Genomic DNA, 15,682 nt, shown 5'->3' on the forward strand with positions numbered 1-15,682 from the left:
CCCCCGTCCCGCCTCCCCGCTCGCCCTCCGGGAGCCGACGACCATGACGCCCCGTCCCGCCGTCTCCGCCCACCGGGGCGGTTCCGAGCACGCCGGTCCCGCCACCTGGGAGGCGTACGAGGACGCGATCGGGTCCGGCGCGGAGTACGCCGAGTTCGACATCCGCCGTACCAGGGACGGGGTCCTCGTCGTCTACCACGACCCCCGGGTCGGTCCCGCCGGGCCGCCGCTGTCGGTGCTCACCCATGCGGAGCTGTGCGAGCGGGCCGGGTACGCCGTGCCCGTGGTGGACGAGGTCATGGCGCTGATCGCCGGGAAACTCGTGGCCCACCTGGACCTCAAGGAGCCCGGCTACGAGCGGGAGGTGGTCGACCGGGCCGTCGCCCTGCTCGGCGCGGACGGGCTGGTCGTGACCACGCTGGAGGACCGTTCAGTCGCCGCCGTCAGCCGGGGCTTCCCCGGGGTCCGCACCGCCCTGTCCCTCGGGCGCGACCGCAGGGAACTCGCCCTGGCCCGGCTGCCCGGGACCCGGCTGAGCGAGCTGTTCCCGGCCCGCCGGATCCGGGCCTGCGGAGCGCACGGCGTCGCCGTCCACCAGCGGCTGGCCAGGACGAACGTACTGCGCGAGGCGACCCGGCACGGCCTGTTCACCATGGTCTGGACCGTCAACGACGACACCCTCATGCGGGCCTTCCTCGCCCACCCGCGCGTCGACGTGCTCGTCACCGACCGGCCCCGGCGCGCGGTGGCCCTGCGCGGGCCGATCACCCCTTCGCGGCATTGACAAGAGCGCACTCAAGTTTTGTGCTGGAGTGTGGGACGAGTCGTCGCCCTGGCGGAAGGGGACAGCGATGGGACGAGCGGTCGGGATCGACCTCGGAACCACGAACTCGGTGGTCGCCGTGCTGGAAGGCGGCGAGCCCACCGTCATCGCCAACGCGGAGGGGGCCAGAACCACACCCTCGGTCGTGGCGTTCGCCAAGAACGGCGAGGTGCTGGTCGGAGAGGTGGCCAAACGGCAGGCCGTGACCAACGTGGAGCGCACGGCCCGCTCGGTCAAGCGGTATATGGGCGACGCGCACTGGCGCTTCCCCGACGAGGGTGACGTGGACGGTACCCGGTACCGGGCGCAGGAGCTGTCCGCGCGGGTGCTGCAGAAGCTGAAGCGGGACGCGGAGTCCTACCTCGGCGAGGACGTCACCGACGCGGTGATCACCGTGCCCGCCTACTTCGACGACACCCAGCGGCAGGCGACCAAGGAGGCCGGGGAGATCGCCGGCCTGAAGGTCCTGCGGATCATCAACGAGCCGACGGCCGCGGCCCTCGCCTACGGCCTGGACAAGGAGAACGACCAGACGGTCCTCGTCTTCGACCTCGGCGGCGGCACCTTCGACGTGTCGCTGCTGGAGATGGGCGAGGGCGTCATCGAGGTGAAGGCCACCAACGGCGACACCCACCTCGGCGGCGACGACTGGGACCAGCGGATCGTCGAGTACCTGATCAAGCGCTTCAAGGGCCAGAACGGCGTCGACCTCGCGGGCGACAAGATGGCGGTCCAGCGGCTGCGCGAGGGCGCCGAGCGGGCCAAGATCGAGTTGTCCAGCTCGACCGAGACGACGATCAACCTGCCCTACATCACGGCCTCCGCCGAAGGGCCCCTGCATCTCGACGAGAAGCTGACCCGGGCGCAGTTCCAGGAGCTCACCGCCGATCTGCTGGACCGCTGCAAGGCGCCCTTCCACCAGGCGGTGAAGGACGCCGGTGTGCAGCTGTCGGCGATCGACCATGTGATCCTCGTGGGCGGCTCCACGCGGATGCCCGCGGTGACGGACCTGGTCAAGGAACTCACCGGCAAGGAACCGCACAAGGGCGTCAACCCCGACGAGGTCGTGGCCGTGGGCGCGGCGCTCCAGGCGGGCGTCATCCGCGGCGATGTGAAGGACGTGCTGCTGCTCGACGTCACCCCGCTGTCCCTGGGCATCGAGACCAAGGGCGGCATCATGACCAAGCTCATCGAGCGCAACACGACCATTCCGACCCGGCGTTCGGAGATCTTCACGACGGCGGCGGACAACCAGCCCTCGGTCGGCATCCAGGTCTACCAGGGCGAACGGGAGATCGCCGCCTACAACAAGAAGCTCGGCGTCTTCGACCTGACCGGGCTGCCGCCGGCGCCGCGCGGGGTGCCGCAGATCGAAGTGGCGTTCGACATCGACGCCAACGGCATCATGCACGTCTCCGCCAAGGACCTGGCGACCGGCCGGGAGCAGAAGATGACCGTCACCGGCGGCTCGGCCCTGCCCAAGGACGACATCGACCGCATGATGCGCGAGGCCGAGCAGTACGCCGACGAGGACCGTAAGCGCCGCGAGGCCGCCGAGACCCGCAACCAGGCCGAGCAACTCGTCTACCAGACCGAGAACTTCCTCCGCGAGAACGGCGACCGGATCCCGGCCGACACGAAGTCCGAGGTCGAGTCGGCCGTCGCCGGGGTGAAGGAGCAGCTGGAGCAACAGGCGGACACCGCCGCCCTGCGCGCCGCCGTCGAGAAACTCGCCTCCGTCAGCCAGAAGATGGGCCAGGCGATGTACGCCCAGGCGGCCCAGCAGCCCCCCACCGAGGAACCCCACGGCACCCCCCAGGACGAGGAGGGCGTGGTCGACGCGGAGATCGTGGACGAGGACAAGGACCAGGGCGCCGGGCGGGACGGGAAGAGCGGCCCGGGCGGGGGCTGAGCAGCCCTTGGTCGTGTCCGCAAAGTCCCGTCGTCCGCCCGGAGGCGGGCCCTGCGGCGTCCGGTGCGTGCTCTCGGCGCGCCGGGCGGAGTCCCTCGTACTGGACGTACTTGGGGCTTCGCCCGGTGCGGCGAGTGGGGGTACCCCCTGCTCGAGCGGAGTCGAGAGCTCGGGGGCGCGTACCAGGCGCCGCGGGGCAGGCGGGACTTTGCGGACACGACCTAGCGGAACGCGGCGACGTGGCGGTGGGCCCAGTCGGCGAAGGTGCGGGGCGCGCGGCCGAGGACCCGCTCGATGTCGGGGCTGATGCGCCGCTCGGCGGGAGTGGGCTCACCCAGGATGGCCAGCGTCGTCTCCGCCACGGGTTCGGGCATGAACCGCAGCAGTTGCGCGCGGGCCTCGTCCCGGGTCTGCTCGACGAAGCGGACCGGTTCGCCGAGCGCCTCCGCCAGCGCCCCGGCGCGCTCCCGGGGCGTGCTCAGGGCGGGCCCGGTCAGCTCGTAGACCTGTCCGGCGTGCCCGTTCTCCCGCAGCGTCGCCGCGGCGACCTCGGCGATGTCGTCCGGGTCGACGACGGGCAGTCCGACGTCACCGAACGGCGCGGCGACGGTCCGCAGGGCGCGGACGGACTCGGCCCAGGCGTAGGCGTTGGAGTCGAAACCGCCGGGGCGCAGGATCACCCAGTCCAGGCCCGATCCCCGCACGGCGTCCTCGATGGCCCGTCCGACGCCCCCGTGGGAGGCCGACTCCGGCCGGGTCGCGACCCCCTGGGAGGAGAGCAGCACGACACGCCGGACCCCGCCGTCCCGGGCGGCGTCGAGGATCTGCCCCGGGTCCAGCAGATGGGCGTCGGCCCCGCCGTTCTGCAGGAACAACGCCTCGGCGCCGTCCAGTACGGGGCGGAGGCTCCCGGCGTCGGTCAGGTCCGCCGGGCGGGCCTGGACCCCCTCCGGCAGGTCAGCGTCCGAGACCCTCCGCGAGGTCGCCGTCACCTTCTCCCCGGCCCCGGCGAGGGCCTGGACGAGCGATCGCCCCACGTTCCCGGTCGCACCGGTCACCACGATCATGAGCAACTCCCTTGTTTCACGGCCTTGTTGCCGATGTCGTGGACGCTAACACCGTCGGTATAGTAGGTACCTAGAGGAAAGTGACTATCCCAAAGGGGTGTGCACATGGGCATGGAGACGACCCGGACGGCGTCCGCGGCCACCGCGCCGGAACTCGCCTGCCCGATCAGCGCGGTCGTGGACATCGTGTTCAGCCGGTGGACCACACCGATCCTGTGGACGCTCCACACCCACGGCCGGCAGCGCTTCGTCGAGCTGGAACGACGCATCGGCACCATCACGCCCAAGGTGCTGACCCAGCGCCTCAGGCAACTGGAGCGCGACGGCCTGGTCGTGCGCACCTACCACCCGGAGGTCCCGCCGCGGGTCGAGTACGAGATCAGCGAGCTCGGCCGCAGCCTCGCCCCGCTCTTCGCCCACCTCGCCGACTGGTCGGCCACCCACCTGGACGAGGTCGAACAGGCCCGTCACGCCTACGACAGCGAGAGCTAGGGCCCCGTGGCGACCGGCGGCAGCGTCGCGCACACCGCGTCCAGGACCGTCGCGTACGGTGTGCCGAAGTCGGTGAGCTTCGAGCGGAGCTGGTCCAGGCCGTCCCGGTGCTCCGCCAGCAGCCCGGCGTTGCCGGTGCGGGACGCGAACTCCAGGACCGCCGGCAGAAAGTCCGGCGGCTCCTCGCCGGTGGTCTCCAGGCCGTGCGCGCGGTACAGCTCCTCGGACGGCGCCGGGGCGGCCTCGCGCCAGACGCTCAAGTACAGGCTGTGATCGTGCCCCGCCTCGAACACCTCGACGTAGTGCGCGGCCAGTTCCATCGGCGGGGTCACGGCCGCGTGGTCGGCGAACTCCCTCAGCTGCGGCGCCGCTTCGCGCAGCAGCGGCAGCCGGGCGCGGAAGTCGTCGTCGGGGTACATCAGGCACAGCGCCGCCGCCTGGTACAGCACCTCGAATGCGGGCATCGGACCTCCTTCGCGTGCGCTCCCTTGCCTGCCCCGTCATCCCGACGCTAGGGGCGGCCCGGGGAGCACACCTGCCGACGGCGCCCGTACGGGTCAGAACCCGTGCCATGACGTCGGGGCGCGGGGGAGCGGCTCAGTAGCGCTCGCGCCACTCCCGCAGCAGCTCCTCCGTGCGCTGAGCGGAACCCGCCCGGGCCGTCATGTGGTCCAGCACCTCCAGATGCGCCGAGACCTCCTTGCGGGAGTCCAGGTACAGCGCGCCGGTCAGATACTCGGTGAAGACCATGTCGGGCAGCTCCGGCTCGGCGAAGCGGAACAGCGAGAAGGGGGCGTACGTCCCCGGATGCGGGCCGTCGGCGAACTCGGCGATCTGGAGGGTGACCCGGTCGCGCGCGGCGTACTCCAGCAGCTTGTCCAGCTGGTCGCGCATCACCCGTCCGTCCACGCTCACCGGGCGGCGCAGCACCGTCTCGTCCATGATGACCCACAGGTGCGGCGGGTTCGGCCGGTCCAGGAGCCGCTGCCGCTCCATGCGCAGCGACACATGCCGGTCCACGGCCTCCGGCCCGGCGTTCGCGATGGTGCCGGACCGCATCACGGCCCGCGCGTACCCCTCGGTCTGCAGCAGTCCCGGCACGAAGTGCGGCTCGTACGACCGGATGATCCGGGCGGCGCCCTCCAGGCTCACGTACAGGCTGAACCACTCCGGCAGCACGTCGTGGAACCGCTGCCACCAGCCCGGCCGGTTCGCCTCCTCGGTGAGGTCGACGAACGCGGTCACCTCGTCCTCGGCCACCCCGTACGCCGTCAGCAGGACCTGCACGTACGGGACCTTCAACGCGACGTCGGCCGTCTCCATCCGCCGGACGGTCGCGGGGGCGACCCGCAGCACCTTCGCGGCCTCGTCACGACTGAGGCCGGCGGCCTCGCGCAGCTCCTGCAACCGCTTGCCCAGGACCACCTGGCCCACGGTGGGTGCGGCCCGCCGTTCACTCACGCCACGCCTCCCCTACGCGCCCACGCCTGTGATCAGTCTGTCACGTCCGGTCGGCGGCATCACAGGGCTCAGCCCGAGAAGATCCCCGGAAGCGGAGGAGCGGGCCGGGCATTACCCCGCGGGTAATCGACCGGGCGCCGCCGGAACGGGATCGTGAACGGACCGGGTCCCGGGCCGGCGCACTCCGGCCCGGGACCCGGCTCCAGCCGCCGCACCACGACCCGACGGAGGGTGATTCCCCATGTCCGCGATCCAGCTCGCCGCACTCGCCCGGACCTCCGAGCCGCAGTCGATGCTGCGCCGCTTCCTCGCCCTGGACGCCGTCGTGACCGGCGGCAACGCGCTCGCCTACCTGGCGTTCTCCGGCCCGCTCGGACGGCTCCTGGGTGTCGACGCCACGCTGCTGCTCGCCCTGGGCGCGTTCCTCGCCCTCTACGCGGCGGGCGTGGGCCTGCTGGCCGCCCGCAGGCAGCCGCCGGAGCTCGGTGTCCGGGCCGTCGTCGAGGCCAACCTCGCCTGGGCGGCGGTCAGCCTCGCGGCCCTGGCGCTGTGGCTCACTCCGAGCACCCCGGGCGCCGTGTGGACGGTGCTCCAGGCCCTGGTCGTGGCCGGATTCGCCATCCTCCAGCACATGTCGCTGAAGGCCCGTCAGGACATGCGCCCCTGAAGGTACTTGACCGTCGCCGGGTCGGCCGGGAGCAGTGTCTCGATGGCCAGCTCGGCGACCGTCACGTCCATCGGGGTGTTGAACGTGGAGATCGAGGAGATGAACGACAGCGTCCGCCCCTCGTGCTCGATCCGCAGCGGCAGCGCGAAGTACGGCACCGGCTCATCCGGCTCGTCCGCGGGATCCGCGTCGGGCACCGGATAGGCCGCCACCTCCTCGTACAGCGCCCGCAGCGGCTCCGAGCGGTGCAGCGCGATCTGCCGCTCCATCTGCTCCAGCAGATGCCCCCGCCAGGCGCGCAGATTGCGGATCCGCGGCGCGAGGCCCTGCGGGTGCAGGGCCAGCCGCATCGCGTTCAACGGCGGCTCCAGCAGCGAGCCGGCGACACCGTCGAGCAGCGTCATGATCCCCCGGTTGGCGGCCACCACGTCGTACAGCGCGTCCACCACCAGCGCCGGATACGGCTCGTAACCGCCGATCAGCCGCTCGATACCCTCGCGCAGCGCGCCCAGCGCCGGGTCGTCCAGCGGCGTCTCCGGATAGCGGGGGGCGTAACCGGCCGCCAGCAGCAGCGCGTTGCGCTCCCGCACCGGGACGTCCAGATGCTCGGCCAGTCGCAGCACCATCTCCTCGCTGGGCCGGGAGCGTCCGGTCTCGACGAAGCTGATGTGGCGGGCCGAGGAGTCCGCGCGCAGGGCCAGCTCCAGCTGGCTGACCCGCCGCTGCTCCCGCCAGGCCCGCAGCAGCGGGCCCACGCCCTGCTCGGCGGTGGAGGGGTGAGTGGTCATGCCGGGACCGTAGTCGAGAACCGGTCGTCCCGGACAGATACACCCCTCTGACCAGGGAGGGCTTCGATCGCTCCTCTGTGGCAGGCTGAGAGAACACCGAGAACACCGAGAACCTCGCGGTCACGGAAAGGAGCGCAGCCCATGCCCGTCGAACCGCTGTCGCAGAAGGAGGTCGAGGACCGGCTGGCCGAGCTGCCGGGCTGGTCGCTCGACAAGGACCACCTCATCCGCTCCTACCGGCTCGGCTCGCACTTCGCGGCGACGGCGATGGTCGTGCACATCGCCCAGGTCCAGGAGGAACTGAACCACCACTCCGACCTCACGCTCGGCTACAACACCGTCTCCCTGGCCGTGCACACGCACAGCGCGGGCGGCGCCGTCACCGAGAAGGACTTCGAGCTCGCCCGCAGGGTGGAGGACCTCGCCCCCGGGCACGGTGCACACTGACCGGGTGCTCGACTACGACAAGGAAGCGGAGCGGTACGACGCCTCGCGCGGCGGCGAGCCCCGGGCGGCCGCCGCCGCGGAAGCCGTGCTGCGCCTCGTACCACCCGGCACGGGCCGGCTGCTCGACGTCGCCTGCGGCACCGGCATCGTGACCCGCCGGCTCGCGGCCGCCCGCGAGGACCTGCGGGTGACCGGCGTCGATCTCGCCCCCGCGATGGCCCGGCAGGCATCCACCCGGCTCCCCGGCGCCGTCGTGCGCGCCGACAGCCGCCGGCTGCCGTTCCGGGACGGGCAGTTCGACGCCGTGTGCAGCGTGTGGCTGCTGCACCTGGCCGCCGGGCCCGCCGAGGTGCGGAGCATCGTGGGCGAGTGCGCCCGGGTGCTGCGGCCCGGCGGGGTCTACGTCACGACGGTCGACAAGGCCGCCTCCCACAACGTCGGCAGTGACATCGATGTCGTCCTGTCCTCCCGGCCGCCCAGCCCGGTCCGGGACGCGGCGGCAGACGTCGAGTCCGCGGCCGCCGCCCACGGCCTGCTGCCGGCCGGGCGGGCCCGCTTCACCGGTCACGGCCAGGGCCGCAGCCCCCGCCGCACCATCGCCGACCTGCGCCGGGGCTGGTTCGTCACCCTGCCGCCCGGCGACCCCCTCGCCGACGGCTTCGCCACCCGGCTCGCCCGTCTCCCCGACCAGGAACGGCCGCGCCCCGACCCGGTGTTCAGCCTGCGGTCGTTCCGGAAGGCCGGGTGAACTCCATGATCCAGTTGGTCACCCAGCTGTCCCCGCCGTCGACGGAGAAGGCCTGCTCCCAGCGGGCCGACGTGGTGGAGATGCCCGACCACACGAACCGCGCCCGGATGTCCTTCCCGTCGTACGTGTCGTCGCCGAGGAACGTCCCGATTCCCCCCTCGAACCGGCCGACGACCGGCGGGAACAGCGTCCCGCTGATGCTGGAGGCCCAGTACAGGGACCACTGCTCGCTCTCCCGGTCGAAGAGCCGCAGCGTCGCACCCTTCGCCGACAGGTGCGGCATGTCGATCTCGTCGAGGTTGGCGGCCCCGTCGAACAGCGGCAGACAGCGGCTGGTGGCCGGGAACTCCTCCCAGTCGCTGTCCGGGTCGAGGAAGTCGGTGCGGCGCCGGTGCAGGACGTCCCAGTCGCCGTGGAAGAAGTCGAAGTCGTGCGGGCTGCTCATGCGCGGTCTCCTGTGGTTCCCTCGGGCAGGGAGTCGGTCAAGTAGGCCTGGAGGTCCGGGACTTCGGTGGCGAGCAGGTGCCGCACCCAGGCGTCCCGTTCGTGCAGGATCGGCGGCAGCTCCCAGACGCAGCCGATCCACGGCAGCTCGGGCGTGATGAAGCGGGCCGGGTCGCGGTCCGGGCAGCCCAGCACCGGCTGGCCCGCCGCCGCGCCCTTGAAGTGCAGGACGTTGTCCCACACCCAGCTGTACGCGTTGAGGTAGGCGCCGGTGTCGCCGCCCCGGTGCAGGACGACGAAGGTCGCCGGGGGAGTGCCGTCCGGCTCCGGCAGCAGCTCCGGCAGGATCGCGTACGCCGCCTTCTCGACGTCGGGCTCGATACCGGCCGGGTCGGCGGTGACGTGGTAGCGCTTGATGTGCCGGCCGGCCACCTCGATCGGCGGAGGCACGGTCAGCAGCTTCTCGGTGAAACTCATGCCCGGGACGCTAGAGCCGCTTCACTGACATCCTGTGTCAGTGAAGTCCAGCCGGCTCGTCTCCATCCTCCTGCTGCTCCAGACCCGCGGCCGGATGACCGCCGCACGGCTCGCCGAGGAGCTGGAGGTCTCGGTGCGCACGGTCTACCGGGACATCGAGGCGCTGAGCGCGGCCGGCGTCCCGCTCTACGGCGACGCGGGCCACGCCGGCGGCTACCGCCTCCTCGACGGCTACCGCACCCGCCTCACCGGCCTCACCGCGGACGAGGCCGAGGCCCTCTTCCTCGCCGGAGTCCCGGGCCCCGCGGCCCAGCTCGGACTCGGCTCCGTCCTGGCCGCCGCCCAGCTCAAGGTCCGGGCCGCCATGCCGGCCGAACTGCGCCCGCACGCCGACCGGATCAGCGGGCGCTTCCACCTCGACGCGCCCGGCTGGTACGCCGGCGCCGACGAGACGCCGTACCTCCCGGCCGTGGCCGACGCCGTGTGGAACTGCCGCGCCCTGCACGTCCGCTACCGCCGCTGGCGCGAGCCCACCGACGTGGAACGCCGGCTGGATCCGTACGGACTGGTCCTCAAGGCGGGCCGCTGGTACGTCGTCGCGGGCCCGGGCCCGCGCACCTACCGGGTCGACCAGATCCTGCACCTCACCTCCCTCGAGCAGCAGTTCACCCGTCCGGACGAATTCGACCTGGCCGGGTACTGGACGCAGTACCAGCGTGACTTCCACGACCGGCTCCGGCCGGCCCGGGCGGTGGTCCGGCTGGCGCCGGGAGTCTCCCTCCCCGGACCGGGTCAGACCGACGCCCACCTGGAAGAGGACGGCTGGACCCGGACCACCGTCCCCATCGAGTCCCTCGACCACGCCCACGCCGACTTCCTGCGCCTCGGCACCGGCATCGAGGTGCTCGAACCCCCGGAACTCCGCGACCGCATCGCCCGGACGGCGGCGGAACTGGTGGAACGGTACGGCACCCCGTGACCGCCGTGCGAGGGCCGGGCGGCTCCCGTGCGGAGGAGCCACCCGGCCGTGGCCCCGCGTCAGGTGCGGAGCCGTGTACGCGGTGCTTCGGAGCTGCCCCGGGGGCGCGCGGCACTGCCCGACCAGCCACGACGGACCGGCAGACGAAGTACCGCCCACCCCGCGGAGCGCCCGGCGGGGGCTATTCGAGAAGCTCCGCGTACGAGCCCATGGCCAGGGCGATGTCCGCCTGGGCCCAGAACCGGTGATACGTGAACGACGGCACCGCACCGCCGGCGAGATAGCTCTCGATCTTCGACCAGGCCGGATCGTCCTCGTAGAAGGACCGGATCGAGTCGAACGTGGACGACGAGTTGATCGCGTCACCGTTCGGCATCGTGCCCGTCCAGCCGCTCGGGATGTACACCGGGTCGTCGAACCGGTTGTAGTCGGCCCGGTTCTCCGGGACCGCGATCCCGAGGGCGTCCTGGTGGTTGTCCCACATGCCGTCCAGCAGCTTCTTCGCCGCCGTCGCGGCCTCCGTGTCACCGGAGCGGTCCGCGTAGTACGTCAGCGTCTTGGCGTACGCGGCCGCCACACCGACGTCGTTGGTGTAGTCGGCGACGGTGACGCGCAGCCCGCTGTTCGCGCCGGGGCTGGAGGCGTTCCAGGTGTCGGGCTGGCCCGACCACTGGAGCGTCGACGGGATCAGGAACGTGCCGTCCGGGTTGAACGTGGTCTTGGACAGCGCCCAGTCGACCCACTTGTCGAGGACCGTCTTGGCCTTCGCGTTGCCCGTTTGCTGGTACAGCTCGGCGACACGCTCCATGGACCACGCCTGGAAGCCGAACCACTGGTTGGACGGCGGGTCGTGGTACACGGGCTTCTCGTCGTAGTACATGCCGTAGAACGTCGACTTGCCTGCCGGCGGGGTCGCGTACCGGCCCGCCCAGCTGTTGGTCGCGCCGCCCGCGATGGCGCCCTCGCTCGACTGCAGCCAGCGGTAGAACTCCAGCTGCCGGTCGAGGGACTTGGCCCAGTCCGCCGCGCCCGTCGCCGACTTCGGCTTCAGCGGGGCGTAGCTGCTGAGCGCGTACGCGGCCAGCGGGTTCTGGTAGCCGCCGTGGGCGTGGCTGGAGCCGATGCGCCAGGCCCAGCCGGCATTCGTGTCGGTGGCGCCGCCCCAGGCGTAGTACCAGGACATCAGGTAGAACGAGGCGTCCTTGCCGGTGCCCGCCGGGCAGGCCGACGCTCCGACGCAGTTGCCGACCTTCTTGAAGTACTTGTCGAACATGGAGTAGCGCAGGTAGTCGCCCATCTTGGCGGCCTTGCCCACCGTCGCGGAGACGGCCGAGCCCTTGCCCTGTTCCTTCGCCCACAGGTCCGCCCAGTAGGCGGCCTGCACGGCCCGTGCGTCGGCGTCCGGCGCGTTGGTGAACTTCCACTGCTTGGCGTAGGAGGCGTCACCGGTGAACAGGTCGAGGTAGCCGTTCTTGCCGCCGTACTTGAAGGCGTCACAGGTCGGCTGCGGCACCGTCTCCCACACCGACTCCTGCGCGCCGCGCTGGAAGGTGTTGATGTAGGACGGGCCGGTGTCCGAGGGGCCCGCCTCACACTTGCCGGGGGAGTTGCCGTAGCCGTAGACATTGTCCACGTCCTGCAGCCAGTGCATGCCGTAGACGTCGTCCGTGCCGTACGCGCTCTTCAGCTCACCCGCGATGGGGTCGGACCCGACCGAGACACCGGTGTCGAGCTTGGCCGGATAGTCGTTCGGCGTGTCCAGCTCGGGCGCGTAGGTGCCCGGCTTCGAGGCGTTGTAGAAGGAGTTGGTCGGCTGGTCGGCGTGAGTGGGGATCATGTACTTCTCCATGAGGTCCCACGCGCCGTTGAACCTCGACCAGTCACCCGTCACCTTGCCGTACATGGCCTGGAGCCACAGGAGGTAGCTGTACGCCTCCGAGGTGGTCTCGTGGCCGTGGTCCGGCGCCTCGACGATCAGCGTCTCGACCGAGTGGTACGGGATGCCCTCGGGGGAGAAGTAGCCGTTCGCCGGGTTGGTGATCTTCCCGTAGAGCTCCAGGAAGCGGGCGTCGTACACCTTCGCCGCCGCCAGCTGGGTCACGGTGACCGAGGCCTTGGCGTGGCCCGCCGCCGTCGACTCGAAAACGGCCGAACCGGTGCCCGAGTTCGCGGCGGTGACGGTCACCTTCTGCGCGGTGTTCCAGTTCTGCGGCGTGAAGGTCAGCGAGGCGCCGGCGGAGACCGAGAGCCCCGAGTTGCCGCTCGCCCGCGCCGAGGTCACGGTCACGTTGCCCGTCGGCTGCTTGGACAGCTTCACCTCATAGGTGCCCGACTTGCCCGACTGGACGCCCAGTTGGAGCGGCGAGGCGACGACGGTCGGGCCGGAGGCCACGGTGATGCCGACCGGGGTGGAGTCGGCCGAGGCGCCCATGCTGTCGTACGCCTTCGCCACCAGGGAGTGACTGCCCACGGCCAGGTCGGAGACGGACAGCGCGTACGGCGCACTGGAGTCCGTGCCCAGCAGCTTGGTGTCGTCGTAGAACTCCACCTTGCTGATCGTGGCGTTGTCCGCGGCGGCGGCGGTCGCCGCCAGCGGCACCGCCTGGCCCTGGGTGTAGACGGCGCCCGCGCTCGGGCTGGTCAGCACGGCGATCGGCGGCTGGTGCGCGCCGGTGCAGGGCGTGCCGTTGACCGAGAAGGACGTCGGCGCGGTGTTGCTGCCGCTGTAGGAGAACTGGGCGCCGGTGGAGACGGCGGCGCCCGCGGCGACCCGGGCGTTGTGGGGGGCGTTCTTGACGGTGATGTTGCTGCCGGACTGCGTCCAGCTTCCGTTCCAGCCGTTGCCCAGCTTCTGGTTGCCGGCGTAGGCGTAGGTCAGCGTCCAGCCGTCGATGACGTCCGTGCCACGGTTGGTGAGGGTCAGGTCCACCGTGAAACCGGAGCCCCAGTCGTTCGTCTTGTAGTCGACACTGCACTGGAGCGGCGCTGCCTGCGCGGGTGTCGACCCCGAGGAGAGCATCGTCAACGGAAGCGCGAGAGCTGCGAGGGCGGCGGTCCACAACCGCCGTACCGCTCCGCGTCTCCGGGGTGGGGGATGCATGGTGCTGGTTCCTCCTTGCGGCTCGGAGAAGTCAAGGCTTGAACCAGTGGGAGCGCTCCCATAGTGATGACTCGTCAGGTATTGGTCAAGGTCCTCGAAGAGTCGAAAAGATTCGACGCACCGCATGGAGCAAAACTCGGTGACTCCCCTGTTTTTCACCGTCACTTGGCGCTACCTTCCTTGGCACCAGTGGGAGCGGTTCCATCAGTCGACGCGTCCGTCACGGCACGCCCGACCTGCAAGGAGTCGCTCATGCGACACCCCCCGCGTTCAGTACTTTGAGCCGCCGCCGGTGCGAGACGCCCGCGTGCGGCGGACAGTTGCACGCCCGCGTCGGCCGTACGGCGCCCCGCATCGGCTCCGCCATGCCCGCGAAAGCCTCACCGCACCTCTCAACCCCCCACGCAGCCGCGGAAATCGCAAGGAACCCAACGGAAGAGGGACCCCCACTCATGACCCGTACGAGAACCGCGTTACTGGCCGCCATGGCCCTGGTCACCGGCGCGACCGGCACCGCGTTCGCCGTCGACCCGGCCAGTGCCGGCGTCGCCGCAGTCCCCTGCACCGTCGACTACAAGATCCAGAACCAGTGGAGCACCGGCTTCACCGCCGCCGTGACCCTCACCAACAACAGTGCCGCCAAGTCGTCGTGGTCGCTGAAGTGGTCGTACGCCGGCAACCAGCAGGTCACCAGCGGCTGGAACGCCAAGATCAGCCAGAGCGGCGCCGCCGTCACCGCCGCCAACGAGACCTACAACGCCCAGCTGGCGACCGGCGGTTCGGTGAGCTTCGGCTTCCAGGGCAGCTACAGCGGCAGCAACGCGATCCCGGCCACTTTCACCCTCGACGGCGTGACCTGCAACGTCGACGGGGGCGGCGGCCCCACGGACCCGCCGGACCCGGGCGGGCCGTCCGGTCGCGTGAACAACCCCTACGAGGGCGCGAAGGGGTACGTGAACCCGGAGTGGTCCGCGAACGCCGCCGCCGAGCCGGGCGGCAGCCGGGTCGCCGACCAGCCGACCGGTGTGTGGCTGGACCGCATCGCCGCGATCAACGGCGCCGGCGGGAAGATGGGCCTGCGCGACCACCTCGACGAGGCGCTGCGCCAGAAGGGATCCGGGGAGCTCGTCGTCCAGTTCGTCATCTACAACCTGCCCGGCCGGGACTGCTCCGCCCTCGCCTCCAACGGCGAGCTGAAGGCCGACGAGATCGACCGCTACAAGACGGAGTACATCGACCCGATCAAGGCGATCCTCGCCGACCCGAAGTACGCCTCGCTGCGGATCGTCACCACGATCGAGATCGACTCGCTGCCGAACCTCGTCACCAACACCGGCAGCCGCCCGACGGCCGTCCCGCAGTGCGACGTGATGAAGGCCAACGGCAACTACGTCAAGGGCGTCGGGTACGCGCTCAACAAGCTCGGTGACGTGCCCAACGTCTACAACTACGTCGACGCCGGGCACCACGGCTGGATCGGCTGGGACGACAACTTCGGCCCCACCGCCGCCATCATGAAGGAGGCGGCGACCGCCGAGGGCGCCACGGTCAACGACGTCCACGGCTTCATCACCAACACGGCGAACTACAGCGCCCTGAAGGAGAACAACTTCACCATCAACGACACCGTGGCCGGCAAGTCCGTCCGCGAGTCGAAGTGGGTCGACTGGAACCGCTACCTCGACGAGCTGTCCTACGCCCAGGCCTTCCGAGGCCAGCTGGTCTCGGCCGGCTTCGACGCGAACATCGGCATGCTGATCGACACCTCCCGCAACGGCTGGGGCGGTGCCGCGCGGCCCACCGGACCGGGCGCGACCACCAGCGTCGACACCTACGTCGACGGCGGTCGGTACGACCGTCGCCTCAACGCCGGCAACTGGTGCAACCAGTCCGGAGCCGGCCTGGGCGAGCGACCGAAGGCCGCCCCGGCAGCCGGGATCGACGCCTACGTGTGGATGAAGCCGCCGGGTGAGTCCGACGGGTCGAGCAAGGCCATCCCGAACGACGAGGGCAAGGGCTTCGACCGCATGTGCGACCCCACCTACACGGGCAACCCGCGGAACAACAACAACATGTCCGGTGCCCTGCCGGACGCGCCGGTGTCCGGTCACTGGTTCTCCGCCCAGTTCCGGCAGCTGATGCAGAACGCGTACCCGCCGCTGTCCTGACCGTGCTCGCTGAACCGCTGAACCGCTGACCCGCTGATCCGCTGATCCGTCGGGGCTCCTGCCCCGGCGGATTTTGCGGGACCGGCAACAGCACTGGCCTCCGATCGGT

The 15,682-nt window shown here is 71.0% G+C and carries 15 protein-coding genes; 8 read left to right on the forward strand and 7 right to left on the reverse strand.

The features are described from left to right. Positions 1-43: 43 nt before the first annotated feature. Complete coding sequence (locus tag K4G64_RS13545; protein WP_221756322.1) at positions 44-784, forward strand: glycerophosphodiester phosphodiesterase family protein; 741 nt, start codon at positions 44-46, stop codon at positions 782-784. Positions 785-851: 67 nt separating this feature from the next. Continuing rightward, positions 852-2,735, forward strand: coding sequence for a molecular chaperone DnaK (gene dnaK, locus K4G64_RS13550; protein WP_221756288.1), 1,884 nt, complete (start codon positions 852-854; stop codon positions 2,733-2,735). Positions 2,736-2,956: 221 nt separating this feature from the next. On the opposite strand, the gene K4G64_RS13555 is transcribed toward dnaK, so the two are convergent. Then, complete coding sequence (locus tag K4G64_RS13555) at positions 2,957-3,802, reverse strand: NAD(P)H-binding protein (protein WP_221756289.1); 846 nt, start codon at positions 3,800-3,802, stop codon at positions 2,957-2,959. Between the two features lie 105 nt (positions 3,803-3,907). On the opposite strand from K4G64_RS13555, the gene K4G64_RS13560 reads away from it, so the two are divergent. Further along, positions 3,908-4,294 carry a helix-turn-helix domain-containing protein gene (locus K4G64_RS13560; RefSeq protein WP_260460422.1) on the forward strand — a complete coding sequence of 129 codons (387 nt, stop codon included), beginning with the start codon at positions 3,908-3,910 and terminating at the stop codon, positions 4,292-4,294. Here the strand turns inward: K4G64_RS13560 and K4G64_RS13565 are convergent. Together K4G64_RS13565 and K4G64_RS13570 are read right to left on the reverse strand one after the other, a co-directional pair. Then, complete coding sequence (locus tag K4G64_RS13565; protein WP_221756290.1) at positions 4,291-4,758, reverse strand: nitrate reductase molybdenum cofactor assembly chaperone; 468 nt, start codon at positions 4,756-4,758, stop codon at positions 4,291-4,293. The two genes, K4G64_RS13560 and K4G64_RS13565, sit on opposite strands and share 4 nt — an antisense overlap. A gap of 133 nt (positions 4,759-4,891) precedes the next feature. Further along, positions 4,892-5,755, reverse strand: a complete 864-nt coding sequence (locus K4G64_RS13570; protein ID WP_221756291.1) for a helix-turn-helix transcriptional regulator — start codon at positions 5,753-5,755, stop codon at positions 4,892-4,894. A gap of 241 nt (positions 5,756-5,996) precedes the next feature. On the opposite strand from K4G64_RS13570, the gene K4G64_RS13575 reads away from it, so the two are divergent. Further along, the gene (locus tag K4G64_RS13575; protein ID WP_221756292.1) at positions 5,997-6,422 is read left to right on the forward strand and encodes a hypothetical protein; all 426 of its coding nucleotides are present in this window, start codon (positions 5,997-5,999) and stop codon (positions 6,420-6,422) included. Here K4G64_RS13575 and K4G64_RS13580 read toward each other — a convergent pair. Next, the gene (locus tag K4G64_RS13580) at positions 6,404-7,210 is read right to left on the reverse strand and encodes a helix-turn-helix domain-containing protein (protein WP_221756293.1); all 807 of its coding nucleotides are present in this window, start codon (positions 7,208-7,210) and stop codon (positions 6,404-6,406) included. The genes K4G64_RS13575 and K4G64_RS13580 overlap by 19 nt on opposite strands. A gap of 141 nt (positions 7,211-7,351) precedes the next feature. Between K4G64_RS13580 and K4G64_RS13585 the strand changes: the two genes are divergently transcribed. Then, positions 7,352-7,657 carry a 4a-hydroxytetrahydrobiopterin dehydratase gene (locus tag K4G64_RS13585; protein ID WP_031106506.1) on the forward strand — a complete coding sequence of 102 codons (306 nt, stop codon included), beginning with the start codon at positions 7,352-7,354 and terminating at the stop codon, positions 7,655-7,657. A 4-nt stretch (positions 7,658-7,661) separates the two neighbouring features. After that, positions 7,662-8,405 (forward strand): class I SAM-dependent methyltransferase, encoded by a 744-nt coding sequence (locus tag K4G64_RS13590; RefSeq protein ID WP_221756294.1) that lies wholly within the window; start codon positions 7,662-7,664, stop codon positions 8,403-8,405. Here K4G64_RS13590 and K4G64_RS13595 read toward each other — a convergent pair. Further along, positions 8,374-8,850 carry a hypothetical protein gene (locus tag K4G64_RS13595; RefSeq protein ID WP_221756295.1) on the reverse strand — a complete coding sequence of 159 codons (477 nt, stop codon included), beginning with the start codon at positions 8,848-8,850 and terminating at the stop codon, positions 8,374-8,376. The genes K4G64_RS13590 and K4G64_RS13595 overlap by 32 nt on opposite strands. Continuing rightward, a complete protein-coding gene (locus K4G64_RS13600; RefSeq protein ID WP_221756296.1) occupies positions 8,847-9,326 on the reverse strand; it encodes a hypothetical protein in 480 nt (159 codons plus the stop codon). Before K4G64_RS13600 ends, K4G64_RS13595 begins: the two co-directional genes overlap by 4 nt. A gap of 40 nt (positions 9,327-9,366) precedes the next feature. Between K4G64_RS13600 and K4G64_RS13605 the strand changes: the two genes are divergently transcribed. Further along, entirely contained in the window at positions 9,367-10,305 is a 939-nt protein-coding gene (locus tag K4G64_RS13605) for a YafY family protein (RefSeq protein ID WP_221756297.1), read from the forward strand. 181 nt (positions 10,306-10,486) lie between these two features. On the opposite strand, the gene K4G64_RS13610 is transcribed toward K4G64_RS13605, so the two are convergent. Beyond that, a complete protein-coding gene (locus K4G64_RS13610) occupies positions 10,487-13,405 on the reverse strand; it encodes a glycoside hydrolase family 48 protein (RefSeq protein ID WP_221756298.1) in 2,919 nt (972 codons plus the stop codon). Positions 13,406-13,857: 452 nt separating this feature from the next. Between K4G64_RS13610 and K4G64_RS13615 the strand changes: the two genes are divergently transcribed. Next, positions 13,858-15,573, forward strand: coding sequence for a glycoside hydrolase family 6 protein (locus K4G64_RS13615; protein WP_221756299.1), 1,716 nt, complete (start codon positions 13,858-13,860; stop codon positions 15,571-15,573). Positions 15,574-15,682 lie beyond the last annotated feature (109 nt).

Origin of the sequence: Streptomyces sp. WAC04114, from assembly GCF_019733245.1 — a bacterium.
Taxonomy (GTDB): domain Bacteria; phylum Actinomycetota; class Actinomycetes; order Streptomycetales; family Streptomycetaceae; genus Streptomyces; species Streptomyces massasporeus_A.